This is a genomic window from Rhizobium sp. 18055, from assembly GCF_902706285.1.
In the GTDB taxonomy this organism is placed as follows: Bacteria; Pseudomonadota; Alphaproteobacteria; order Rhizobiales; family Rhizobiaceae; genus Rhizobium.
This window is the reverse complement of the sequence record NZ_CACSKD010000003.1, coordinates 121,259-142,563: the sequence shown is the minus strand read 5'-3', so window position 1 is coordinate 142,563 and position 21,305 is coordinate 121,259. Positions and strand designations below refer to the sequence as shown.

General features: G+C 62.2%; 24 protein-coding genes and 2 tRNA genes. 13 read left to right on the top strand and 13 right to left on the bottom strand.

What is annotated here, in order from left to right:
• Window positions 1-43 precede the first annotated feature (43 nt).
• From GVL52_RS06940 to GVL52_RS06930, 3 genes are all read right to left on the bottom strand, one after another.
• Window positions 44-1,849, bottom strand: a complete 1,806-nt coding sequence (locus tag GVL52_RS06940; RefSeq protein WP_160005212.1) for a GGDEF domain-containing protein — start codon at window positions 1,847-1,849, stop codon at window positions 44-46.
• A 158-nt stretch (window positions 1,850-2,007) separates the two neighbouring features.
• Window positions 2,008-2,241, bottom strand: a complete 234-nt coding sequence (locus GVL52_RS06935) for a type II toxin-antitoxin system ParD family antitoxin (RefSeq protein WP_160005210.1) — start codon at window positions 2,239-2,241, stop codon at window positions 2,008-2,010.
• A 239-nt stretch (window positions 2,242-2,480) separates the two neighbouring features.
• Window positions 2,481-3,032 carry an HdeD family acid-resistance protein gene (locus GVL52_RS06930; RefSeq protein WP_160005208.1) on the bottom strand — a complete coding sequence of 184 codons (552 nt, stop codon included), beginning with the start codon at window positions 3,030-3,032 and terminating at the stop codon, window positions 2,481-2,483.
• Between the two features lie 138 nt (window positions 3,033-3,170).
• On the opposite strand from GVL52_RS06930, the gene betI reads away from it, so the two are divergent.
• Together betI and betB are read left to right on the top strand one after the other, a co-directional pair.
• On the top strand, window positions 3,171-3,863 hold the full coding sequence (gene betI / locus GVL52_RS06925; RefSeq protein WP_160005206.1) for a transcriptional regulator BetI: 693 nt from the start codon (window positions 3,171-3,173) through the stop codon (window positions 3,861-3,863).
• A gap of 1 nt (window position 3,864) precedes the next feature.
• Entirely contained in the window at window positions 3,865-5,328 is a 1,464-nt protein-coding gene (gene betB, locus GVL52_RS06920; protein ID WP_160005204.1) for a betaine-aldehyde dehydrogenase, read from the top strand.
• Window positions 5,329-5,336: 8 nt separating this feature from the next.
• On the opposite strand, the gene GVL52_RS06915 is transcribed toward betB, so the two are convergent.
• Together GVL52_RS06915 and GVL52_RS06910 are read right to left on the bottom strand one after the other, a co-directional pair.
• The gene (locus tag GVL52_RS06915; protein WP_160005202.1) at window positions 5,337-5,690 is read right to left on the bottom strand and encodes a helix-turn-helix domain-containing protein; all 354 of its coding nucleotides are present in this window, start codon (window positions 5,688-5,690) and stop codon (window positions 5,337-5,339) included.
• Window positions 5,691-5,693: 3 nt separating this feature from the next.
• Window positions 5,694-5,993 carry a type II toxin-antitoxin system RelE/ParE family toxin gene (locus GVL52_RS06910; protein ID WP_244619105.1) on the bottom strand — a complete coding sequence of 100 codons (300 nt, stop codon included), beginning with the start codon at window positions 5,991-5,993 and terminating at the stop codon, window positions 5,694-5,696.
• Here GVL52_RS06910 and betA point away from each other — a divergent pair.
• Window positions 5,987-7,639 (top strand): choline dehydrogenase, encoded by a 1,653-nt coding sequence (gene betA / locus GVL52_RS06905; protein WP_160005200.1) that lies wholly within the window; start codon window positions 5,987-5,989, stop codon window positions 7,637-7,639. The genes GVL52_RS06910 and betA overlap by 7 nt on opposite strands.
• 254 nt (window positions 7,640-7,893) lie before the next feature.
• On the opposite strand, the gene GVL52_RS06900 is transcribed toward betA, so the two are convergent.
• A complete protein-coding gene (locus tag GVL52_RS06900) occupies window positions 7,894-8,259 on the bottom strand; it encodes a type II toxin-antitoxin system VapC family toxin (RefSeq protein WP_160005198.1) in 366 nt (121 codons plus the stop codon).
• The gene (locus GVL52_RS06895) at window positions 8,253-8,468 is read right to left on the bottom strand and encodes a ribbon-helix-helix protein, CopG family (protein ID WP_160005196.1); all 216 of its coding nucleotides are present in this window, start codon (window positions 8,466-8,468) and stop codon (window positions 8,253-8,255) included. Before GVL52_RS06895 ends, GVL52_RS06900 begins: the two co-directional genes overlap by 7 nt.
• A gap of 163 nt (window positions 8,469-8,631) precedes the next feature.
• Between GVL52_RS06895 and GVL52_RS06890 the strand changes: the two genes are divergently transcribed.
• Complete coding sequence (locus tag GVL52_RS06890; RefSeq protein ID WP_160005194.1) at window positions 8,632-9,993, top strand: chloride channel protein; 1,362 nt, start codon at window positions 8,632-8,634, stop codon at window positions 9,991-9,993.
• Between the two features lie 33 nt (window positions 9,994-10,026).
• Here GVL52_RS06890 and GVL52_RS06885 read toward each other — a convergent pair whose 3' ends face one another.
• The gene (locus GVL52_RS06885) at window positions 10,027-10,473 is read right to left on the bottom strand and encodes an Rrf2 family transcriptional regulator (RefSeq protein WP_160005192.1); all 447 of its coding nucleotides are present in this window, start codon (window positions 10,471-10,473) and stop codon (window positions 10,027-10,029) included.
• Window positions 10,474-10,886: 413 nt separating this feature from the next.
• Here GVL52_RS06885 and GVL52_RS06880 point away from each other — a divergent pair, with 413 nt between their 5' ends.
• The 3 genes from GVL52_RS06880 (at window position 10,887) to cysN (ending at window position 14,178) form a co-directional block, all read left to right on the top strand.
• Entirely contained in the window at window positions 10,887-11,630 is a 744-nt protein-coding gene (locus GVL52_RS06880) for a phosphoadenylyl-sulfate reductase (RefSeq protein ID WP_160005190.1), read from the top strand.
• A 108-nt stretch (window positions 11,631-11,738) separates the two neighbouring features.
• The gene (cysD, locus tag GVL52_RS06875) at window positions 11,739-12,692 is read left to right on the top strand and encodes a sulfate adenylyltransferase subunit CysD (protein WP_160005188.1); all 954 of its coding nucleotides are present in this window, start codon (window positions 11,739-11,741) and stop codon (window positions 12,690-12,692) included.
• A 1-nt stretch (window position 12,693) separates the two neighbouring features.
• Window positions 12,694-14,178: a sulfate adenylyltransferase subunit CysN gene (cysN, locus tag GVL52_RS06870; RefSeq protein WP_160005186.1), complete on the top strand. Its 1,485-nt coding sequence runs from the start codon at window positions 12,694-12,696 to the stop codon at window positions 14,176-14,178.
• 304 nt (window positions 14,179-14,482) lie between these two features.
• Here the strand turns inward: cysN and GVL52_RS06865 are convergent, their stop codons facing one another.
• The 3 genes from GVL52_RS06865 to GVL52_RS06855 all read right to left on the bottom strand — a co-directional run bounded on the left by GVL52_RS06865 (window position 14,483) and on the right by GVL52_RS06855 (window position 16,141).
• Window positions 14,483-15,157 carry a GNAT family N-acetyltransferase gene (locus GVL52_RS06865; protein WP_244619104.1) on the bottom strand — a complete coding sequence of 225 codons (675 nt, stop codon included), beginning with the start codon at window positions 15,155-15,157 and terminating at the stop codon, window positions 14,483-14,485.
• Window positions 15,055-15,873: a bifunctional allantoicase/(S)-ureidoglycine aminohydrolase gene (locus GVL52_RS06860; RefSeq protein ID WP_160005184.1), complete on the bottom strand. Its 819-nt coding sequence runs from the start codon at window positions 15,871-15,873 to the stop codon at window positions 15,055-15,057. Before GVL52_RS06860 ends, GVL52_RS06865 begins: the two co-directional genes overlap by 103 nt.
• A 191-nt stretch (window positions 15,874-16,064) precedes the next feature.
• Window positions 16,065-16,141: transfer RNA gene (locus GVL52_RS06855), tRNA-Pro, on the bottom strand.
• Window positions 16,142-16,410: 269 nt separating this feature from the next.
• Between GVL52_RS06855 and GVL52_RS06850 the strand changes: the two genes are divergently transcribed.
• Window positions 16,411-16,827 (top strand): hypothetical protein, encoded by a 417-nt coding sequence (locus GVL52_RS06850; protein ID WP_160005182.1) that lies wholly within the window; start codon window positions 16,411-16,413, stop codon window positions 16,825-16,827.
• A 164-nt stretch (window positions 16,828-16,991) separates the two neighbouring features.
• On the opposite strand, the gene GVL52_RS06845 is transcribed toward GVL52_RS06850, so the two are convergent.
• Window positions 16,992-17,065, bottom strand: a tRNA-Gln gene (locus tag GVL52_RS06845).
• A gap of 174 nt (window positions 17,066-17,239) precedes the next feature.
• On the opposite strand from GVL52_RS06845, the gene GVL52_RS06840 reads away from it, so the two are divergent.
• The 4 genes from GVL52_RS06840 to GVL52_RS06825 all read left to right on the top strand — a co-directional run bounded on the left by GVL52_RS06840 (window position 17,240) and on the right by GVL52_RS06825 (window position 19,738).
• The gene (locus tag GVL52_RS06840; RefSeq protein ID WP_160005180.1) at window positions 17,240-17,536 is read left to right on the top strand and encodes a cupin domain-containing protein; all 297 of its coding nucleotides are present in this window, start codon (window positions 17,240-17,242) and stop codon (window positions 17,534-17,536) included.
• A 252-nt stretch (window positions 17,537-17,788) separates the two neighbouring features.
• Entirely contained in the window at window positions 17,789-18,706 is a 918-nt protein-coding gene (locus GVL52_RS06835) for an MBL fold metallo-hydrolase (RefSeq protein WP_160005178.1), read from the top strand.
• Between the two features lie 4 nt (window positions 18,707-18,710).
• Window positions 18,711-19,160: a thiol-disulfide oxidoreductase DCC family protein gene (locus GVL52_RS06830; protein ID WP_160005176.1), complete on the top strand. Its 450-nt coding sequence runs from the start codon at window positions 18,711-18,713 to the stop codon at window positions 19,158-19,160.
• Complete coding sequence (locus tag GVL52_RS06825) at window positions 19,157-19,738, top strand: DUF4166 domain-containing protein (RefSeq protein WP_160005174.1); 582 nt, start codon at window positions 19,157-19,159, stop codon at window positions 19,736-19,738. The genes GVL52_RS06830 and GVL52_RS06825 overlap by 4 nt, the downstream gene beginning before the upstream one ends.
• Here GVL52_RS06825 and GVL52_RS06820 read toward each other — a convergent pair.
• Window positions 19,735-20,655, bottom strand: coding sequence for a DUF1499 domain-containing protein (locus GVL52_RS06820; RefSeq protein ID WP_160005172.1), 921 nt, complete (start codon window positions 20,653-20,655; stop codon window positions 19,735-19,737). The genes GVL52_RS06825 and GVL52_RS06820 overlap by 4 nt on opposite strands.
• A 262-nt stretch (window positions 20,656-20,917) precedes the next feature.
• On the opposite strand from GVL52_RS06820, the gene GVL52_RS06815 reads away from it, so the two are divergent.
• Window positions 20,918-21,304 (top strand): hypothetical protein, encoded by a 387-nt coding sequence (locus GVL52_RS06815; RefSeq protein WP_160005170.1) that lies wholly within the window; start codon window positions 20,918-20,920, stop codon window positions 21,302-21,304.
• Window position 21,305: the final 1 nt, after the last annotated feature.

Sequence of the window (21,305 nt, the reverse complement as noted above, 5' to 3'; positions counted from 1 at the left end):
AGTTCAGCCATCCCTGATTGAGAAGAGCGGAAACGCCAGAGCGTCAATTCGCCTCGCCCAGCTGGTGGAAGACGAGCCCCTCCTCGCTCTCCTTGGCCAGCGTCTTGATGTGGGCAATGGCCGCCGATACCCGGCTGATGTCGTCGATGACGAGACCTTCGGGCAGCTCCAGAACGCCGATCGAGCAGCGCATCAGCGGGAAGAAGGCTTCGACGCCGGCGCGGTTATGGCCACGGATGCGGCCGGCGGCGCGGTCGATCTCGGAATAGAGATCCTGCGCGTCGTCGTGGAAATCGCTGATCAGCCGGTTGAGGATCTCGGTGAGCTCCTCCTTGGTCCAGCCGCAGACGCCGATGAAGAAATCGTCGCCGCCGACATGGCCGAGGAAATGGCGCTCGGCGAAGAAATAGCGGCGCATCAGGGCGGCGAACAGCGAGATGGCGTGGTCGCCGAGATGGAAGCCGTAGGCATCGTTGAACGGCTTGAAATTGTCGAAATCGCAGTAGCAGAAGTGGCGTATCTCGTCGCTGTCGCGGCTGGCCTCGCGCATGAAGTCGCGGATCGCATGGTTGCCGGGAATGCCGGTCAGCGGGTTCTGGTCCTCCGCCGTCTTCAGCTTCTTCTCGTTCATCACCTTGATCAGCGAGGCGGCGGAGACGACACCGGCATAGCGCATGTTTTCGGTGAGCAGCAGGCAGTTGGCGCCTTCCATGTTGGCGAAGATGGTCATCAGCTGCTCGGCATCGGAATCCAGCCCGACGATCGGCGCCATTTCGACGAAGTGGGAGATGGTGCGCTCGTAGACCTTGTTCTTCAAAAGGTCGCGGCCGAAGGGCTGGTAGATATATTCTTTCAGATGGCGCTCGTGCAGGATGCCGCGCGGCTCGCCATTGGCGTTCAGCACCGGGAAATAGGCCTGCTGCGGATTGCGGCGGAAGAGTTCGAAGACGCTGTCGATGGTGTCGTTTTCGAACACGGTCGGCAGCACCTCGATCTGCTTGCGGATGAGGATCTCGTCGAGCGACTGGGTGGTGCGCTTGCTCTTGCCGAGATCCACCAGATGCGGAAAGGACGGCTGCAGCTCGGTCAGATGGGTGGTCGGGCGGGCGATGAACCAGCCCTGGACGAGATCAACGCCATATTCGCGGCAAGTGACGAACTCGGCCTCGGTCTCGATGCCCTCGGCAATGACCCGGGTGCCGAGCACATGGGCGATGTGGACGATGTTCTTCATCAGATGGCGCTTGCGCGGATTGCTGTCGATATCGGCAACGAAGTAGCGATCGATCTTCAGGTAATCCACCGGATGATCGCAGAGCAGCTTCATCTCGCCGTGGCCGACGCCGAAATCGTCGATCGCCAGCTTGAAGCCACGCTTGCGCAGCAGCGAGACCAGCGAGGCGAATTCGGGCACGCTGGTGTTGTCGAAGCGCTCGGAGAATTCGAAGCAGATCGAGGATGGCGGGATGTTGGCGAGCTTCAGGTGCTGCAAGAGGTTTTCCACCAGCCGCTCGCCGTGCGCAATGAGGCGGACGTCGAGGTTGAGAAACAGGGTTGCAGTGGCGAAGTTCGGCAGCGTCGCAAACTTCGCGAGTGCGCGGCTTGCCACCATCTGCTCGAGTTGCAGCAGCTGATCGCCGCGATGGGCCTCATCCAGAATTTCCAGCGGCGAGTTGAAGCCGAGCCGCTCCTGACCCCGCATCAGCGATTCATAGCCGAAGGCTACACCGGTGCTGGCCTCGACGATCGGCTGGAAGGCGTTTTCGATGACGAGCTTGGCGAGGGCAATGATCTGATCGCTTGCATAGCGACGAATAAGGGCGGGTTCGACGGTGGCAGCCAAAGACATGCCATTCTCCACTGTGATAAATTGCTTTTTGTTTTTCGCAGGGAGGCTATTGCGGAAGCGTCAACGAAGGCTTTCCGCAGTGTGAAGGTTTTGTGAAATGTGAGCGGCCCGAATGGGCCACGGCGGCCTATGTGCCGCTGCCTGAAACCGGGTCCGGATCAGGCGGAACGCCGGTGTTCGGCTTCATGATCGGCAAACATGTCGGCCACGCATTTGCTGTCGCCGGCAGCAGGATGACGGTTGCGAAGCGATGCGTCCATCTTTCTCGCGGCATCCCAGAGCCGCAGCGCCTCGCGCACCACTTCGCTGCTGGAGACATAGCTGCCATCGTCAATCGCTGCACGGATATCGGCTGCCTGCAGCGGGGAGATGGAAACGGTTACCATCGGCATGACATTCCTCCCATTGCCTCGTCGGACAGACACCTGCCCGGACGGGGGACGGATACGCATTCTCTCAGATCGCATGCTGATCGATCATCTGTCGGCCGATTGCATGCTGGCAGAGCGCCGGACACCGCCGTTTCCGCGTCTGCCTTAACCTCCCAATTTTAGTCCCTGCTCACATGCTTGTCAAAAAAGAAACAGTCCGTGATGAACAGCCTGTGAATAGCGGGCACAACGCGAGCCGTTCATTGGCGGCGGATGGCAAAGGCGAAGGCCAGCATCGACCAGCCCTGGATGAACAGATCGCAGGCGAGGAACAGCCCGAGGATCCAGAGGCTGTTGACCGGCCAGCCAAGGACGATGACGAAGCCTGCAAGCGCCGTGATGACGCCGCTTGCGAGAACCCAGCCCCATCCCTTCGCCGACCGCATGCGCAGGCCGACCCAGACGCGGAAGACGCCGGCGATCAACAGCGCCAGCGCCAGGAACAGCGTCAGTGCAGCCGATGCCAGAATGGGATTGATGAAGGCGAAGATGCCAGCCAGCACATAGAGGACGCCGCTCAAGGCCCAGAAGACAAGCTGGTCCCAGTCGCGCACCTGGAACGCATGGATCAGATAGACGACACCGCCGATCAGCATGAACAGGCCGACGTAATAGACGGAGACGACGGTCGCCAGAAATATGTTGGCAGCAGCGATGGCGCCGCAGGCGATCAGCAGCGCGCCGAGTATCGCAAACCACAGCCATTTCGACTGGAGCGACGAGAAAGGCATTCCATTGGACATGTCGGTCATCTTGCACCTCCCGGTTGATCCCCGAGTATGACGCAGGAACGCAAGATGGAAAGAGATATCAACCGGAAACTGCGAACAGATTTTTATTGATTGATCAGTCAATCAAAATTATGCTGCCTTGATTGCCGGAGAAACGTCGTGCCGAAAGTCGGAATGGAACCTGTGCGTCGCAAGGCGCTCGTTGACGCAGCGCTGCGGGTGATCGGGGATCACGGCTCGCTCAGCGTCACCATGTCCGAAATCGCCAAGCAGGCCGGCGTTTCGCCAGCGCTTGCCCACCATTATTTCGGCAGCAAGGAGCAGCTGCTGATCGAGACGATCCGTTCGCTTCTAAAACAGCTGCGCGACGACACGGTGACGGCGCTGAAAGCCGCCTCGACACCGCGCGACAAGGTTTCGGCGGTGATCCGCGTCAGCTTCCAGGCCGACCAGTTTGCGCCGCAGACGATTGCCGCCTGGCTTGCCTTCTACGCCGAAGCGCAGCGCTCCGAGGAGACCCGGCGTTTTCTCGTCATCTATGCCCGGCGTCTCCGATCGAACCTGCTCGCCAATCTCCGCCCGCTTTGCACCGATGATGCCGCAGAGCACATCGCCGAGGGCGCGGCTGCGATGATCGACGGGCTCTATATCCGGCAAAGTCTGCGCTCGGCGCCTGTCAGCATCGAGGCTTCGATTGCGCTGACGGAAGACTATGTGACTGCGCTGCTTACTCGCTCTGGCGAGACCGCGGCCCCCTCATCCCCGGTGCACTTGTTGCACCTGAACCCTATGGGCCACCTTCTCCCCGAGGGGAGAAGGGACGACCACCTCGAGCCATTCAAGGACATGTGACATGAAAGCCCAGCCGAAAGCATCGCACTTCATCGACGGCGAGTATGTGGAAGACGACGCCGGCAGCGTCATCGAGAGCCTCTACCCGGCGACCGGCGAAGTGATCGCCCGGTTGCATGCCGCGACGCCTGCGATCATCGAGCGGGCGATTGCCTCAGCCAAGCGGGCGCAGCCTGAATGGGCGGCGATGAGCCCGACGGCGCGCGGCCGCATCCTGAAGCGGGCCGCCGACATCATGCGCGAGCGCAACCGCGAGCTCTCCGAACTCGAAACGCTCGACACCGGCAAGCCGATCCAGGAAACCATCGTTGCCGACCCGACCTCGGGTGCCGACAGCTTCGAGTTCTTCGGCGGCGTGATCGCGGCCGGGCTGAACGGCTCCTACATCCCGCTCGGCGGTGATTTCGCCTATACCAAGCGGGTGGCGCTCGGCGTCTGCGTCGGCATCGGCGCCTGGAACTATCCGCAGCAGATCGCCTGCTGGAAGGGCGCACCGGCGCTTGCCGCCGGCAATGCCATGGTGTTCAAGCCTTCGGAAAACACCCCGTTGGGCGCGCTGAAGATCGCCGAGATTTTGATCGAGGCCGGTTTGCCGAAGGGGCTCTACAACGTCATCCAGGGCGACCGCGATACCGGGCCGCTGCTGGTCAACCATCCTGATGTCGCCAAGATCTCGCTGACCGGCTCGGTGCCGACAGGCCGCAAGGTGGCGGCGGCGGCGGCCGGCAATCTCAAGCATGTGACGATGGAACTCGGCGGCAAGTCGCCGCTGATCGTGTTCGACGACGCCGACATCGACAGCGCCATCGGCGGCGCCATGCTCGGCAATTTCTATTCGACCGGCCAGGTCTGCTCGAACGGCACCCGCGTCTTCGTGCAGAAGGCGATCAAGGGCGAATTCCTGAAGCGGCTGAAGGCGCGCACCGAGGCCATGGTGATCGGCGATCCGATGGACGAGGCGACGCAGGTCGGCCCGATGGTCTCCTGGGCGCAGCGCGACAAGGTTCTCTCCTACATCGCCAAGGGCAAGGATGAGGGCGCAACGCTGATTGCCGGCGGCGGCATTCCGAACAACGTCTCCGGTGAAGGCTATTACGTGCAGCCGACGGTGTTTGCCGATGTTACCGACGAGATGACGATCGCCCGCGAGGAGATCTTCGGACCTGTGATGTGCGTGCTCGATTTCGACGATGAGGCCGAGGTGATTGCCCGTGCCAACGGCACCGAATTCGGGCTCGCCGGCGGTGTGTTCACATCGGACATGACGCGGGCGCACCGGGTGGTCGACCTGCTCGAGGCGGGCACGCTTTGGATCAACACCTACAATCTCTGCCCGGTGGAGATCCCGTTCGGCGGTTCGAAGCAATCAGGCTTCGGGCGCGAGAATTCGCTGGCGGCGCTGGAGCATTATTCGGAACTGAAGACGGTGTATGTCGGCATGGGCAAGGTCGAGGCACCTTATTGATGGATCCGTCAGTCCACCACCAGATCATCGAGATCGACATTCAAGGCCGTCGCAATGCGCTTCAGCACATCGACGGAGCCGGTCTTCTTGCCGGTCTCGATCTCGGACAGGTAGGGCTGCGAAATACCCGCAGCCCCGGCAAGTTCCGAAACGGTCATCTTACGGTAGGTGCGAAACGTGCGGATGCGGCTCTCGGTGTCGAACAGTTCGTAAACGAGTTCGGCAGGCCAGGTTTCTTCACCAGCATCGACACGCGCCATGATCGCTTTGGCCGTTATGATGTCCATCATGTCCTCGAACTCTTCTTCCGGTACGAGGACAAAGGGCTTGCCGTCGATGACGGTTCTGTTGAAAACACCCATCACTCACTCCTTGTAGATGCCGCCTCTGGGGCCGAGATCGATCACCACGACCAGATTGGTCTGCTCGTCGATGATGACCCGGTCATTTCCGACGCGTATGCGAACGAGAGCTGTGCCGGCCAGTCGTTTGAGGTCAACACTTTCGCCACGCGCAAAGGCGCTGACCTTCGCCTTGATGGCGAACTGGCGTTTCGGCTGCATCCGGCTCAAGCTTTTTTGCGCGGATTTAGAATAGATCACCGGCTTCATCATAGCAATATAGCCTAAAGCTATACGAAAGCAATTGAGGGTTGTAAATGCCACAGACAGATTTCGTCATCATCGGCTCCGGCTCCGCCGGCTCGGCGCTTGCCTACCGGCTGTCCGAGGACGGCAAGAACAGCGTCATCGTCATCGAGGCCGGCGGGTCGGATTTCGGGCCGTTCATCCAGATGCCGGCAGCGCTTGCCTGGCCGATGAGCATGAAGCGCTACAACTGGGGCTATCTCTCGGAGCCCGAGCCGAACCTCAACAACCGGCGCATCACAGCACCGCGCGGCAAGGTGATCGGCGGATCGTCGTCGATCAACGGCATGGTCTATGTGCGCGGCCATGCGGAGGATTACAACCGCTGGGAAGAGCTCGGCGCCAATGGCTGGGCCTATGCCGACGTGCTGCCCTATTTCAAGCGGATGGAACACAGCCATGGCGGCGAAGCCGGATGGCGCGGCACCGACGGGCCGCTGCATGTGCAGCGCGGCGGCATGTCCAATCCGCTGTTCCACGCCTTCATCGAGGCTGGAAAGCAGGCCGGCTTCGAGGCGACCGAGGATTACAACGGCTCGAAGCAGGAAGGCTTCGGGCTGATGGAACAGACGATCTTTGAGGGCCGGCGCTGGTCTGCGGCGAGCGCCTATCTGAAGCCGGCGCTGAAGCGGCCGAATGTGGATCTGGTCCATGGTCTCGCCCGCAAGGTGGTGATCGAGAACGGCCGGGCCATCGGTGTCGAGATCGAGCGTGGCGGCAAGGTCGAGGTGATCAAGGCGAACCGCGAAGTGATCGTGTCCGCCTCCTCGTTCAACTCGCCGAAACTCTTGATGCTGTCGGGCATCGGCCCGGCGGCGCATCTGAAGGAGATGGGTATCGAGGTGAAGGCGGATCGGCCGGGCGTCGGCGCCAATCTGCACGATCACCTGGAGTTCTATTTCCAGCAGGTCTCGACCAAGCCGGTATCGCTCTATTCCTGGCTGCCGTGGTTCTGGCAGGGGGTCGCCGGCGCGCAGTGGCTGTTCACCAAATCGGGGCTCGGCACCTCCAACCAGTTCGAGGCCTGCGCCTTCCTGCGCTCGGCACCCGGCGTCAAGCAGCCCGATATCCAGTATCATTTCCTGCCAGTCGCCATCAGCTATGACGGCAAGGCGGCGGCCAAGAGCCATGGATTTCAGGTGCATGTCGGCTTCAACCTGACGAAATCGCGCGGCAACGTGACGCTGCAATCGGCCGACCCGAAGGACGATCCGCTGATCCAGTTCAACTATATGAGCCATCCGGAGGACTGGGAAAAGTTTCGGCATTGCGTGCGGCTTACCCGCGAGATCTTCGGCCAGCAGGCGTTCGACCAGTATCGCGGCTCAGAGATCCAGCCGGGCGAAGGCGTTGAGACCGACGAGCAGATCGACGCCTTCCTGCGCGAGCACCTGGAAAGCGCCTACCACCCCTGCGGCACCTGCCGGATGGGCGACAGGAACGATCCGATGGCGGTGGTCGATCCGGAAACCCGGGTGATCGGCGTCGATGGCCTGCGTGTCGCCGACAGCTCGATCTTCCCGCACGTGACCTACGGCAACCTCAATGGCCCGTCGATCATGACCGGCGAAAAGGCCGCCGACCACATCCTCGGCAAGCAGCCGCTGCCGCGCTCCAACCAGGAGCCGTGGATCAATCCGCGCTGGGAAACGAGCGATCGGTAAAAAGAGCAAACCGCGGCCGATCGTGACGCGTGCGGCGGTATTCGATCTGGGGCCTTGAAGCGCTCCTGATGAAGGCGGACAGCGTTTCACCTTCGTCAAGCACACTTTCGACGGCAACGAAGTTCGGGATCGACGTACCACGAAGGAAGCGTTGCGGGATTCATGAGCGCAAATCAAGCATTGCAATTGCGATGCAAAAACCTGGAGATAGAAGAAGGCGACAATAGCAGCTCAAGGAGCCGCTATCGCTCCATTTAAATGATATAAGGCATCCTCACGCCGGGTGCATCTGCCGGAAAGTCTTTCGTATTGCGTGTCACGAGTAGCAGCGAGTGGGCCTCAGCAGTCGCCCATATGATAGCATCGGGCAACTTGATGCGATGTTCTTTCCTTATCTGGACCGCCCTTTCGGCGACGGCTGCTTCCAGGGCGATGACTTGGAATCCTCTTAGAAAGCGGCGTGTTGCGTCCGTATCGGCAGGCCTGGCCCCAGCCAAAACCTCCATCCAACTGATGATGCTGATTGTCGCGGTGTCATAGCGATCCAGCTCTTCTGCGGCTTGTGGAACGGCATTGAGATAATCGATGAGAATGTTGGTGTCGAATAGCGGCTTCACCATTCGCCCCTCATCTCCTCCTGATATGCCAGACCGTCTACCTTCCTGTCTCCCCAAAGGCCGAAGGCCTGTCTTCGCTCGCTAAGCGAATTCTGATCGAGGAAAACGCTTACAGCCTTGCGGATGAGCGACGCACGCGAGACGTTTTCTGTCGCAGCAATCGTATCCAGCGCCTTCAGGTCGTCTTCGCCAATATCAACCAGCGTTCTCATTGATCGCCTCCTGATGGGTGATTACTGATATCAGATATATATATCACATATGGTGGAAACACAAACTGAAGTGCCATATGTGCAAAAGCTTGCAAACCCAGCCCGCGGGGCACATAAGAACCCTCATCACCCGCCCCCGCCCATCATCGCCTCATCGTGTGACATGCCCCCATCCTATCGCAAATCCAAGCTGCTCCGTCGTTCACGCGTGTTCTGGGGCTCGTTTTCGCTTTGGCGACCGCGGCTGGTGTTCTGGTGCGGGGCGGTGGCGATCGGGTTGATCAGCGTCGGGTTTGCCGAGCTTGCCGATCTGGCGCAGAAGGCGTTCACGACGGTGACGACGTCGGGCAGATGGTCGTTCCTGCTGCCGCTCGTCATCACGCCTGTAGGTTTCATGTTGTCGGCCTATCTGGCCATAACGCTGTTTCCGAATTCTCAAGGGAGCGGCATTCCGCAGGCGATTGCGGCGCGGCATCTGCATGAGGAGGAGGACCGGTCGCGGCTGCTCTCGCTCAGGATCGCCTTCGGCAAGATCCTGCTCACCGTGCTCGGGCTGTTTTCCGGCGCCTCGATCGGCCGCGAGGGACCGACGGTTCAGGTCGGCGCGTCGATCATGCTGGCGGTGGCCCGCTTCGGTGGCATGGCGCAGGCGCGCGGGCTGATCCTCGCCGGTTCTGCGGCAGGGATCGCGGCTGCCTTCAACACGCCGCTCGCCGGGATCGTGTTCGCCATCGAGGAGATGAGCCGAACCTATGAATCGCGTTCGAACGGGCTGGTGCTGACGGCCGTCATTCTCTCCGGTCTCGCAGCGCTCGGCCTTTCCGGCAGCTACAACTATTTCGGCTCGACTTCGGTTGCGCCGATGCATCTGGCCGATTGGAGCCTGGTGCTGATCTGCGGCATTGGAGGCGGCGCGCTGGGTGCAGGCTTCAGCGGGTTTGCGCTGCATGTCGGCCAGCGGGTGCGGCGCTGGGCACAGCCGCAGCCGTTGAAGCGGATGCTATGGCTCGCCGGTGGCTGCGGTTTGGCCATCGCAGTGATCGGCGTTGCCTCTGGCGGCAACACGTTCGGCACCGGCTACGAGCAGGCGCGCAGTGCCGTCGAGGGACAGGCGCTGCCGCTGTTGTTCTTCGTGGAAAAGCTGCTCGCCAGCTTCCTGTCGATGATCTCGGGCATTCCGGGCGGGATTTTCGCCCCGTCGCTGGCGGTCGGTGCGGGCTTCGGCAGCACCGTCGGCACGCTGATCGGTAGCAGTATCGCGCTGGCGGCTATCCTCGGCATGGCCGGTTATTTCGCCGGCGTGGTGCAGGCGCCGATGACGGCCTTCGTGATCATTCTTGAGATGACCGGCGACCATGAGGCGGTCATCCCGATCATGGCGGTATCGATGATCGGCTATGTCACCTCGCGCATCCTGTCGCGCGAGCCGCTCTATCACGGGCTGTCGCGCGTGTTCATCGCTGCGGCGATCCGCGCCAGGCGTGCAGCCGAGAAGACATCGCATCAGGAAGAAGCGGCGCACTGAAGCGCCCGTAGCCCAAAGCGCAGAGCAACTGGCTCAGGCCAGCATGCGGGTGACCTGGGTGCCTCTCGCAGGGGCGATGGCATCGGCGATGGTGGTCGAGAACAGCACCTTGCGGGTAGCATCGGCGACTTTGGCGAAGACGTGTCGGATCTGGCAGGTCTGCTCGCCATCGCAATCGTCGCACTTGCGGTAAGCGGTGATCGACAGGCAGGGGAGCGGCGCGATCGGGCCGTCGATGATGCGCAGCACCTCGCCGAAGGTGATCATGTCGGCCGGCTTCAGCAAGAGATAACCGCCCTGCTTGCCGCGGCGGCTGACGACGATGCCCTGATGCTTGAGGTCGAGAAGGATCTGCTCGAGGAACTTCTTCGGGATCTTCTGCTGCGCTGCAATGTCTGAAATCATCACAGGTTCGCCGTCATCAGCCTCGGCCAGTGCGGTGAGCGCCCGGAGCGCATATTTCGCCTTCTGCGTAATCATTTTAGACCATCGACACACACGCGGCGGGCAAAACGCGAGCCCGACGAAAATCCTCTTCCTGCCTCTATGCCACACGCCGGATGAATGGAGTTTGAACAAACGCGCAAAAACCCTTGAGATGCAGGGTCTTCGACCTTGTTTTCCATCTCAATTCAGCATTGTTGAATTTACGTCAGAAATCCGCCCTGCGGGCATCAAATCAGATTTCCGATTGACAGCCTGCGTGTAACTCTACTAAATTGATAGGGATTAAGGTTCACGGGCGGTTTTCGAACTCTGCGCGGTGGCTTTTCTGCATTGCAGCGGCCGGGGAGAGATATTTGCTCCTATCCGGCCCGCTTTCGAAATGCATGTTTCTGTCAGATATGCGCCCAAGCTGCGATACTCCTGTCACTATCTAGGACAGGACCCCCATGACTGTTGCCCATACAATCGAAGAAGCGGAAACGCTGAACGCGAAACTTGCCAGCCTGAATCTCGCCGAACGCCTGTCGTTCGTCGCCGGCCTTGGCGGTCGCGTCGTCTTCACGACATCTCTCGGCATCGAGGACCAGGTGATCACCGCCGAAATCGGAAATCATCGCCTGCCGATCGACGTGGTGACGCTGCAGACCGGCCGACTGTTTCCCGAGACGCTGACGCTGCTCGACGAGACCGAGAAGCAGTACGACATCCATATCCAGCGCTACGCGCCGGAACAGGCCGATATCGACGCCTATGCGGCGCAGTACGGCCTCAACGGCTTCTATGAGAGCGTCGAAGCCAGGCATGCCTGTTGTGGCGTGCGCAAGCTGAAGCCGCTTGCGCGCGCGCTCGATGGGGCCACCATCTGGATCACCGGCCTGCGCCGCGGCCAGTCGGCCAATCGCGCCGAAACGCCGTTTGCTGAATATGATGCCGAGCGCCACCTGCTGAAGATCAATCCTCTGGCGGACTGGGATCTCGACGTCATCAAGGCCTATGTCGGCGACAACAGCGTTCCCATCAATCCGCTGCATGCCCGCGGCTATCCGTCGATCGGCTGCGAGCCCTGTACCCGCGCCATCAAGCCCGGCGAGCCCGAGCGCGCCGGCCGCTGGTGGTGGGAACAGGACGAGACGCGCGAATGCGGTCTGCATGTTGCCGAAGAGGCATCGGCCATTTCCATTCAACAGTAACCCATCGGCATCGGGATCCGAGCGCGGCCACCGCCGGCGCTCCCCGATGGCACACACAGATTGCATTCCAGCGTCAGACGCTGCGAATGATCTAAGTTGGAGTAAGACATGCAAGACAGCCGTCCGGATACGGAGCTCAGCAACCCGCAGAGCGTCAAACCGCCGCTCGACCCTCATCTGAAGGCGCTCGAGAACGAATCCATCCATATTTTCCGCGAAGTCGCTGCCGAGTTCGAGCGCCCTGTCATGCTGTACTCGATCGGCAAGGATAGCTCGGTGCTGCTGCATCTGGCACGCAAGGCCTTCTATCCCGGCCGTGTCCCCTTCCCGCTGCTGCATGTCAACACCGGCTGGAAGTTCCGCGAGATGATCGCCTTTCGCGATGCGACCGCGAAGAAATACGATCTCGACCTGATCGAGCACATCAATCCGCGCGGTGCTGCCGAAAACATCACCCCGTTCACCCATGGCTCGGCCACCTTCACCGACATCATGAAGACCGAGGGCCTGCGCCAGGCGCTCGACGCCGGCCAGTTCGATGCCGCCTTCGGCGGTGCGCGCCGCGACGAGGAAGCCAGCCGGGCCAAGGAGCGGATCTACTCGTTCCGCACGCCCGACCATCGCTGGGACCCGCGCAACCAGCGCCCGGAACTGTGGAACGTCTATAACGGCCAGATCCGCAAGGGCGAAAGCGTGCGTGCATTCCCGCTGTCGAACTGGACGGAGGTCGATATCTGGCGCTACATCCAGGCCGAAGACATTCCGCTGGTGCCGCTCTACTACGCCAAGAAGCGACCCTTCGTGGAGCGCGACGGGATGATGATCCTTGCCGAAGACCCACGGCTGGAACTGCTGCCCGGCGAAGTCCGCCAGGAAGGCATGATCCGCTTCCGCACGCTCGGCGACTTCCCGCTGACGGGTGCCATCCCATCGCAGGCGACCACGCTCGAAGAGGTGATCGCCGAACTCGAAATTGCCACTGTCTCCGAACGCCAGGGCCGCGCCATCGATCGCGACCAGTCGGGCTCCATGGAGAAAAAGAAGCGTGAAGGATATTTCTGAGATGACTGCAGCAGCTACAGCAAGCGCCATCGCCGTTCCCGCCGCCGAGCCAGCCAAGGCCGTGCGCGATACGCGACCGTTGCGCCTCATCACCTGCGGCAGCGTCGACGACGGCAAGTCCACGCTGATCGGCCGCCTGCTCTGGGACACCAAGGCCGTCAAGGAAGACCAGGCCGCGACGCTGCGCCGGGATTCCACCGGCAAGCAGAACGATCTCGGCCTGCCCGACTTCGCATTGCTGCTCGATGGCCTGCAGGCGGAGCGCGAACAGGGCATCACCATCGATGTCGCCTATCGCTATTTCGCCACCGACAGGCGCTCGTTCATCGTTGCCGATACCCCCGGCCACGAGCAGTACACCCGCAACATGGCGACCGGCGCTTCCACCGCCGATCTGGCGATTCTCCTGATCGATGCCCGCGCCGGCATTCTCGAGCAGACGCGCCGCCACGCGACGATCGCCTCGCTGCTCGGCATCAAGCAGTTCGTGCTGGCCATCAACAAGATCGACCTGACCAACTACGACCGCGCCGGTTTCGAAAAGATCACCCACGAGTTCCGCGAATTTGCCCTCTCGCTCGGCGTCAAGCAGATCACCGCGATCCCGATGTCGGCGCTGAAGGGCGAGAACGTCGTCTATTCCGGCGAAGCCTCGATGCCGTGGTACTCCGGCCCGACGCTGATCGAAACGCTGGAGCTTGCCACCGTGCGCTCGTCGCAGACGGTCGGCTTCCGGCTCTCCGTGCAGCGCGTGTCGCGCCCGGGCGAAAGTTTCCGCGGTTATCAGGGCACGGTTGCCGGCGGCTCGGTGAAGCCGGGTGACAGCGTGATGATCCTGCCGTCGGGCATGGTCGCCAACGTCTCGAAGATCGTCACCTTCGACCTGGTGCGCAACGCGGCGGTCGCCGGCGATGCGATCACGCTGGTGCTCGACCGGCAGGTGGACGTGGCACGCGGCGACATGATCGTCTCGATCGACAGCCAACCGCAGGTCGGCCTTGGTTTTGACGCGCAGATCGTGGCGCTGCAGCCTGAAGGCATCGAGGCCGGCAAGCGCTACTGGCTGAAGAGCGGCAGCCGCCGCCAGCGCGTGCAGGTGCAGCCTGTGGCGCAGCTGCAGCTGAAGACCGGCACCTGGAGTGCTGCCGAAACGCTCTACATGAACGCCATCGGCAAGGTGCATCTCGCCTTCGACGAGGCGGCGATCTTCGATCCCTACGAGCAGAACCGCTCGACCGGCGCCTTCATCCTGATCGATCCCGACACCAACAACACGGTGGCGGGCGGGATGATCACGGGCAAGCGCTCCCAGCTCGGCGGCCTCCACAGCGGCGACGCCCGGGTGATCCTGTCGCTACCGGCCGACCTTGCCGACCAGATCATGGCGAGCGAGCTGTTTGCCGGGCGCCGTGACGAGGCCGAGGTGCGGCGGATGACGGCGGCGCAGGCCGCCGATCTCTGGTCGAATGCGGCGAGCGATATCTGAGGTTTGAGAATGGAAACGGGGCTCAAGTGGCCCCGTTTTTTTGACAGCGACATCGCTGGAATTGGCGGCCTCGGGGCCTCGATGTCGCAGGCTCTGGCTGCGACACATCTCTCGCCCCTGTGCTCAAGTCTCTGAATAAAAAGACTATTCCACGGCGCAGACGCGCCGTGGCTGGATTCCCGCCACAAGGGCGAGAATGAGGGTGGAGGAGAGTTTCGGTCGATTGCCATCACGTATGGCCGTTGAAGTGGTGGCCGATCACTGGGCGGCCACGGCTATCAGACGGCCACCAGCCAGCCAAGGCTTATCGATCGGACCGCGCGGTCACATCCAATGTCATCACCAGATCCCTCTGCACGTCGTCACCAACGGTGAAAGTCGTGCTGCCCGTGACCACAAAACCGACCTTGCCGTAGAAGGCGATGGCGCGGGCGTTGTTCTCGAACACGGTGAGCTCAAGGCGGGCGACGCGGCGCTTGCCGCACTCATCGATGATTGTTTCGAGCAGATCTCTTGCCAATCCTTTGCCCCGCCAATCGGCATCGATGTAGATCCGACTGAGCAGTGCATTGTGTTGATCGGCCCGATCTACATCGAGATGCGCATAGCCGATCATCACCCCAGCAGCCTTCACCACGAAAACGGCGGCCGAGGGATCGGTTATCTCGGCTGCCTGACGCTCCATGCTGAACGCGTTGTCAATGTAGGCATCGAGATCGGCTGCGGCCGTGTCGGCGCTGTAGGTTGAGCGGAACAGCCGCGCCGCGAAATCGGCAAGCGCTGCGGCGTCCGCCTCGGTGGCCCGGCTGATCTCGAAAGACGCTGTCAGCGGATGCCTCCCGAAGCATGCGTTGCTGTCGTGCTTGCCAATACCGCCTACCAGAGCGGCATATGGCGGTTGACGTCCTTGTAGAGCAGGTAGCGGAAACGGCCGGGGCCGCCGGCGTAGCAGGCCTGCGGGCAGAAGGCGCGCAGCCACATGAAATCGCCGGCCTCGACCTCGACCCAATCCTGGTTGAGGCGATAGACCGCCTTGCCCTCCAGCACATAGAGACCGTGCTCCATCACATGGGTTTCCATGAAGGGAATGACGGCGCCGGGTTCCAGCGTGACGATGTTGACATGCATGTCGTAGCGCACGTCGCTGGCATCGATGAAGCGGGTGGTGCCCCAGCGGCCCTCGGTATCGGGCATCGGCGAGATCGGGTGGTTGTCTTCATGGGTGAAGAGCGCGGGCGGCGGCTCAAGCCCCTCGACCTCCTGGAAACGCTTGCGGACCCAGTGGAATTTCGCAGCGACCGTGCCCTTGTTCCACAGCGTCCATCTGGCGCCGGCCGGCAGGAAGGCGAAGGAGCCAGAGCGCATCGCATGCGCCGCGCCGTCGAGATCGACGGTCATTTCCCCATCCACGACGAAGAGCACGCCCTCGGCGCGCTGCTCCGGCTCCGGCCGGTCGCTGCCGCCGCCGGGCTGCACTTCCATGATGTATTGCGAGAAGGTCTCGGAAAAGCCGGTCATCGGCCGCGACAGCACCCAGGCGCGGGTGCCCACCCAATGCGGCAGCACGCTGGTGACGATGTCGGTCATGACGGTGCGGGGGATGACGGCATAGGCCGTGGTGAAGACGGCCTTGCTGGACAAAAGCTCGGTCTGCGGCGGCAGGCCGCCCATGCTGGAATAGAAATTGCTGCTCATCGATCCACTTTTCATGACGCGCTATTGGCAGCAAGCTTTAAGCGCCTGCCATGCGCGAGGCAATATCCAGATTGGGCGGAAGTGCCTGTTGCGGAAGGGCGGGTGCCACGCTGGAGGTGACCGCGCAGCTTTTGCGATCGGCTTTGCTGTCGTTCTGCACGGAGAACAGGTTGTGACGGCACTTTGTCAGCTGGTCGGAGTGAGAGGATTCGAACCTCCGACCCCGTCGTCCCGAACGACGTGCGCTACCAGACTGCGCTACACTCCGTGACCAGCGGCGCCTCTATAGACCCGCCCCTATCGTTGCGCAAGCATCAAAATCCAAAAACGGTTGCATTTTTATGACCCCGACAAGGCCTGTGCCAAAGCGCTTTGCGGTGGAGCAAAAGCCACACCTCCAGCAAATTTTGCAATTGCGAAGGCGAGCCGATTTTCTTTTGCCGGGTTCCGCGCTACAGCGCTGAACAGGACTGGCTGAAACGCTGCAGGGGCAGTGATTCCCGCCGCCGAATGCGCGACAAATTCAGGGACGACACGATGAAACTCCGCACTTTCGCAGCCGCCGGGCTGGCAATCATGCTGGCCGGCTGCACGACCATTCCAATGGCAGCCGATCCGATCTCCAGCTACTGGGTCGGCAAGTCGGCCGGCAAGTTCTTCGCCGCCTTCGGCCCACCGCTGACCGATGCCGATACCGGCAATGGCAACATCTACACCTGGAAGGGCGGATACAAGACCGTGACCATCCCGGCAAAGTATGCTGACGGCGCCGATGGCAAGCGCGGCAAGCAGATCTCGCCCGCCCGCAAGCAGTATCTGCGCTGCTCGGCCGAGATCACCACCAATTCCGATTATTCGATCCGCACCATCCGCGTTTCCGGCGACGTGCCGGGCACCAATGGTCCGTCGTATTGCGCCGAAGTGCTGATCCCGGCCCAGCCGGCGGCGCAGTAAGCGCGATTTCAGGATTTGCGATGAGGAAGGCGGGACGAAGGTTCCGCCTTTTTTCGTTTTTGGGTCAAGACCTTGTCTCAGGCAACGGACAACACAGCTATCTGCCTCAGCCAGTTCGACTGTCAGGAAAATCTTCCAAGCAATTGCTCTATTGAAAACTCTTGTGGCTGGGGCGCCAGGATTCGAACCTGGGATGCCGGTACCAAAAACCGGAGCCTTACCGCTTGGCGACGCCCCACCAGAGCTTGGAAGCGGAGACCGCTTGCCAATTCGTCGCCTGATTAGCAAAGGTCTGATGACGTCACAATCATTAAGTTTCGGGGCAAGCATATTTCTGTGCGCAGTTGCCTGTGCGTGGTGGTCGAGGGCGTGCTAGGTCTTTGAGGAAACAAGCCAACCTGACGGATTGAAGATGAGCCAGTATCATGCCCGCCCGCCTGCCCTTGCCACCCTCCTGCTCGACGACGCGGTGGTGCGGATCACCCGCTGGGATTTCGAGCCGGGTGCCGATACCGGGGTGCATACGCATGGGATGGGCTATGTCGTGGTGCCGATGACCGATTGCCAGTTCCTGCTCGAGGAGAAGGATAGCAGCCGGCGGGTGGATATCGCCAAGGGTGACGCCTACCGGCGCGATGCCGGCACCGAGCACAATGTCGTCAATGCCGGCGATCAGCCGATGTCGTTCATCGAGATCGAGTATAAGTAGGGTCGAGAACGGCATGGATCGGCTGCAAACCCTGCAGCCGATGGCGGCGATAGCAGCGTGGTAACAGGCTGCCGGATTGAGGGTAGCGGGCCGGACGACAGGCCAGGCGCCCGGCAAACCGGCGGGCCAAACGACGAACAAGCCGGCGGGCCAGGCGACGAACAAGCAGGCGGGCAAGCCAGCGGGCAAGACAATGGGCAAGCCGTTGGGCAAGATTGCGGGCAAGGCGGCAGAGGCGACAGCACGAACGACATGGCGAACCCGGATTTCAATCTTGCCTTCGAGCCCTCCTATGGCCAGCCGGTCGCCGTCGCGCCGGGTGTGCAGCGGCTGACGGTCAACAATCCGAGCCCCTTCACCTTCCACGGCACCAACAGCTATATCGTCGGCGACCGCTCGGTGGCGGTGATCGATCCGGGGCCGGAGGACGAGGCGCATCTTGCGGCGCTGATGGCAGCGCTGGATGGACGCGCGGTGACGCATATCCTGATCAGCCATACGCATCGCGACCACTCGCCGCTGGCAAGACGGCTGCAGGACATAACCGGTGCGCCGACGGTGGCCGAGGGGCCGCATCGGGCGGCGCGGCCGCTGCATGAGGGCGAGATCAACCCGTTTGCCGAGAGTGCCGACATGGCGTTCCGGCCGGATATCGCGCTTGTTGACGGTGAGACGATCGAGGGTGACGGCTGGCGGCTGACCGGCGTGCACACGCCGGGCCATGCGGCCAACCATATGGCCTTTGCGCTGGAGGGAACGGGCATCCTGTTTTCGGCCGATCACGTGATGGCCTGGGCGACATCGATCGTGGCGCCGCCGGATGGATCGATGACCGATTACATGGGCTCGCTCGACAAGCTCATCGCGCGGCGCGACCGGCTGCTGTTTCCGGGCCATGGCGGCCCGGTGCGCAAGCCACTCTCGTTCATGCGGGCGTTGAAGACGCATCGGCGGATGCGCGAGCGCGCGGTGCTCGGGCGGATCAAGGCCGGCGACCGATCGATCCCCGAGATGGTGAAGGTGATCTACCGCGAGACCGATCCGCGGCTGCATGGTGCGGCCGCCCTTTCGGTGTTCGCCCATATCGAGGATCTGATCGAGCGCGGCGAGATCGAGACCGATGGGCCGCCGGCGCTGCTGGGCTCCTACCGGCCGGCCAGAGAGAGGTGACGGAATGCAGGCGGATTACAGCTATCGCCAGGATACGACGGTTCCTGATTTTGCCGACGACAGACCGCTGATCGTCTTCGACGGCGAATGCGTGTTCTGCTCGGCCTGGGTGCAGTTCGCGCTGAAGCACGACAAGCAGGAGCGTTATCGCTTCCTTGCGGCGCAGACGCCGCTCGGCGAGGCGCTCTACCGCCACTACGGGCTCGATGAGCGCGATTACGAGACCAACATACTGGTCGAGAACGGCCGCGCCTTCTTCAAATCGGACGGGTCGATCCGCATGGTGGCGGGGCTGGGCGCGCCGTGGTCGGCAGTCAAGGTGTTCCGGCTGCTGCCGCGCAGGTGGGCCGACGCGCTTTATGAATTCGTGGCGCGCAACCGGCTGCGGATCGCCGGCCGGCGGGCGGCATGCTACGTGCCGACGCCTGAGCAGCGCGGTCGCTTTCTCGGATGAGCGGCGGGCAGACCGGTGCTGCAACCCTGCCGCTTTATCGCCGGCTGCTGGGGCCTGAATGGGATGGGCTGCCGCCTGCGGTGGCTGCCATGCATGATGTCACCGGCACTTTCACTGCCTCCGGGCAGGCCGAGATCCAGCGTGGCGCCGGCTTGCTGGCGTGGATGGCGGCGGCGCTTTCCGGGTTTCCCGAGACGGCAGCGCAGACAGATATCACGGTGCATTTTTCCAGCCTGAACGGCGTCGAGACGTGGACGCGGCGGTTCGGCGGCAAGGTGTTCCGCAGTCGCCAATGCGCAGGTAGCGGCAAGCACGGGCATCTTCTGGCCGAGGATCTCGGGCCGTTCCGGATCCTGACGAAACTGGTGGTCCGGGATGGCAGGCTGGTGCTCGATGTGCGTGGATGGCGGCTGCTCGGGCTTCCCCTGCCGCTGATGCTTGCACCGGGCGGCCTGATCTTCGAGGAAGAGCGCGGCGGGCGCTTTCATTTCCATGTCGAGGTCCGGGCGCCGCTGATCGGCCTGATCGTGCGCTATACCGGATGGCTGGTGCCGGACACGATGCCGGGTGCCGGCTAGCTGCCGGCGATGCCCAGCAGTTCGGAATCGAGCGCCTTCAGGTATTCCTCGGCGATATCGGCGCTGAAGCCGAGGTCGGAGGGGCCGTAGCGCGAGGCGACACGGACATCGACGAAGGTGGTTTCGGCCTCTTCGCGCAGGCGGATCATCACATCGAAGCGCAGGCCGAGAACCAGCGTGCGCGTCTCTCCCTGCAGCGTCACGCCATTGGCGCGGCGGATCAACTGGGCGACGTCATCATCAAAGGGGCGCGGGGTCGGCACCGGCACGACATCGGGTGCGGCATCGGCCGTGTCCGGCACGGGAGCATTGTCTGCCGGCTGCTTGCCCGACGGCCTTTCCTCAGGGTCGCGGGTCGGCACGGTGTCGCCTTCGGCGCGGGTGATGCGGATGCCGTTCAACTTGGCCACCTTCTTCACCGCCTCAAGAACGCGATCGATGGCGCCGTCATAGCGGCGGCCGGTGAGCTCGGGATAGGCTTCCAGCTGCTTTTCGCGGTCCTGCGGCGTCACGGCGGCGCGCTTCAGCCAGATCTGGTCGGCACTCGGCGGCTTCAGCCATTCCGGCACAGAGACCGGATCGGTGGAGACGTCGTAGATCTCGGGCATGCTGAGATAGCGCTCGACTGCCAGGCCGCCGATCACCAGCGGCAGTGCTGCGAAGATCAGCGCCTTCAGGGCATCATGGCCACCCTCGGCGCCGGTCAGCCACAGACTGCGCAGGCCCGCGGCAGCAAGGGCTGTGGCCAGCAGCGCAAAGCCCATCGCAACGATCAGGATCAGCACGAGATAGGGCGTGGCAAGGCCGCCGAAGCGATGGCCGACCAGCGCTGCCAGGCTGAGAACCAGCGCGAACGCCGCGAACCGCCTGGAAAAGCGGGCGGCACTGGAAACAGGGCGGTCGAAACGGATTGCCATCAAACTTACCGGTTACTCGCAAGCGGCGCGTCCCGCATGAACGCGCAAATCGCCCTAGCTCCTGTTTAGTGCAAGATTCGCCTAAATTGAAACTGTTGTGTCACTGCGGAGCGCGCAATCCACGATGAAGACGGATTTGACCACCGCCAGGAGCCGTCTGGAGCGGAAAATCGGGGCATAGCCTACTTGAGCATTTTCTGATATTGGGTGCTTTCAGCAATTGCAGCATGTTCATCGCGCACAGACGAACGGGAGAAGAGCAATGATTGCATCCGAGCTTGCAGTGGATAGCCCCTTGCCGACGCTGGGCGGCACCGACGTTGGCGACGCGTTTTTGCCGATGGATCTTCTGGAACTCGAGCTTTCGCTGGAAAGCTATGACGGCGATGCCAATTTCTGCGACGCGGTTCGCATGGCGGCCCGGCGCAGCGGCGGCGAGTTCCTGTTCGATCTGCCGGCTGAAGGGCTGCTGGACGACTGCAAGCGGATCGCCGTGCTGCGCATTCCGTCGGCTTCCTCCGACATGCGGATCGTTCTGGCGGTGCTGGATCACAATGGCACCGATATCCGGATGGAGAGCCCGGCGCCGGAGACCGCCCATATCGTGCAGTTTGCCGATGCCTTCATCGAAGTGCTCGAGCGATTCTGAG

Coding starts and splice junctions, on each gene's coding strand:
- GVL52_RS06890 (WP_160005194.1), top strand. CDS start 8,632: ATGCCCCCATCCTATCGCAAATCCAAGCTGCTCCGTCGTTCACGCGTG.
- GVL52_RS06935 (WP_160005210.1), bottom strand. CDS start 2,241: ATGCCGATGGTAACCGTTTCCATCTCCCCGCTGCAGGCAGCCGATATC.
- betA (WP_160005200.1), top strand. CDS start 5,987: ATGCCACAGACAGATTTCGTCATCATCGGCTCCGGCTCCGCCGGCTCG.
- GVL52_RS06885 (WP_160005192.1), bottom strand. CDS start 10,473: ATGATTACGCAGAAGGCGAAATATGCGCTCCGGGCGCTCACCGCACTG.
- GVL52_RS06830 (WP_160005176.1), top strand. CDS start 18,711: ATGCAGGCGGATTACAGCTATCGCCAGGATACGACGGTTCCTGATTTT.
- GVL52_RS06820 (WP_160005172.1), bottom strand. CDS start 20,655: ATGGCAATCCGTTTCGACCGCCCTGTTTCCAGTGCCGCCCGCTTTTCC.
- GVL52_RS06915 (WP_160005202.1), bottom strand. CDS start 5,690: ATGGGTGTTTTCAACAGAACCGTCATCGACGGCAAGCCCTTTGTCCTC.
- GVL52_RS06840 (WP_160005180.1), top strand. CDS start 17,240: ATGAGCCAGTATCATGCCCGCCCGCCTGCCCTTGCCACCCTCCTGCTC.
- GVL52_RS06825 (WP_160005174.1), top strand. CDS start 19,157: ATGAGCGGCGGGCAGACCGGTGCTGCAACCCTGCCGCTTTATCGCCGG.
- GVL52_RS06850 (WP_160005182.1), top strand. CDS start 16,411: ATGAAACTCCGCACTTTCGCAGCCGCCGGGCTGGCAATCATGCTGGCC.
- GVL52_RS06880 (WP_160005190.1), top strand. CDS start 10,887: ATGACTGTTGCCCATACAATCGAAGAAGCGGAAACGCTGAACGCGAAA.
- GVL52_RS06930 (WP_160005208.1), bottom strand. CDS start 3,032: ATGACCGACATGTCCAATGGAATGCCTTTCTCGTCGCTCCAGTCGAAA.
- GVL52_RS06860 (WP_160005184.1), bottom strand. CDS start 15,873: ATGAGCAGCAATTTCTATTCCAGCATGGGCGGCCTGCCGCCGCAGACC.
- GVL52_RS06895 (WP_160005196.1), bottom strand. CDS start 8,468: ATGAGAACGCTGGTTGATATTGGCGAAGACGACCTGAAGGCGCTGGAT.
- GVL52_RS06940 (WP_160005212.1), bottom strand. CDS start 1,849: ATGTCTTTGGCTGCCACCGTCGAACCCGCCCTTATTCGTCGCTATGCA.
- cysN (WP_160005186.1), top strand. CDS start 12,694: ATGACTGCAGCAGCTACAGCAAGCGCCATCGCCGTTCCCGCCGCCGAG.
- betB (WP_160005204.1), top strand. CDS start 3,865: ATGAAAGCCCAGCCGAAAGCATCGCACTTCATCGACGGCGAGTATGTG.
- cysD (WP_160005188.1), top strand. CDS start 11,739: ATGCAAGACAGCCGTCCGGATACGGAGCTCAGCAACCCGCAGAGCGTC.
- GVL52_RS06815 (WP_160005170.1), top strand. CDS start 20,918: ATGATTGCATCCGAGCTTGCAGTGGATAGCCCCTTGCCGACGCTGGGC.
- GVL52_RS06835 (WP_160005178.1), top strand. CDS start 17,789: ATGGCGAACCCGGATTTCAATCTTGCCTTCGAGCCCTCCTATGGCCAG.
- GVL52_RS06900 (WP_160005198.1), bottom strand. CDS start 8,259: ATGGTGAAGCCGCTATTCGACACCAACATTCTCATCGATTATCTCAAT.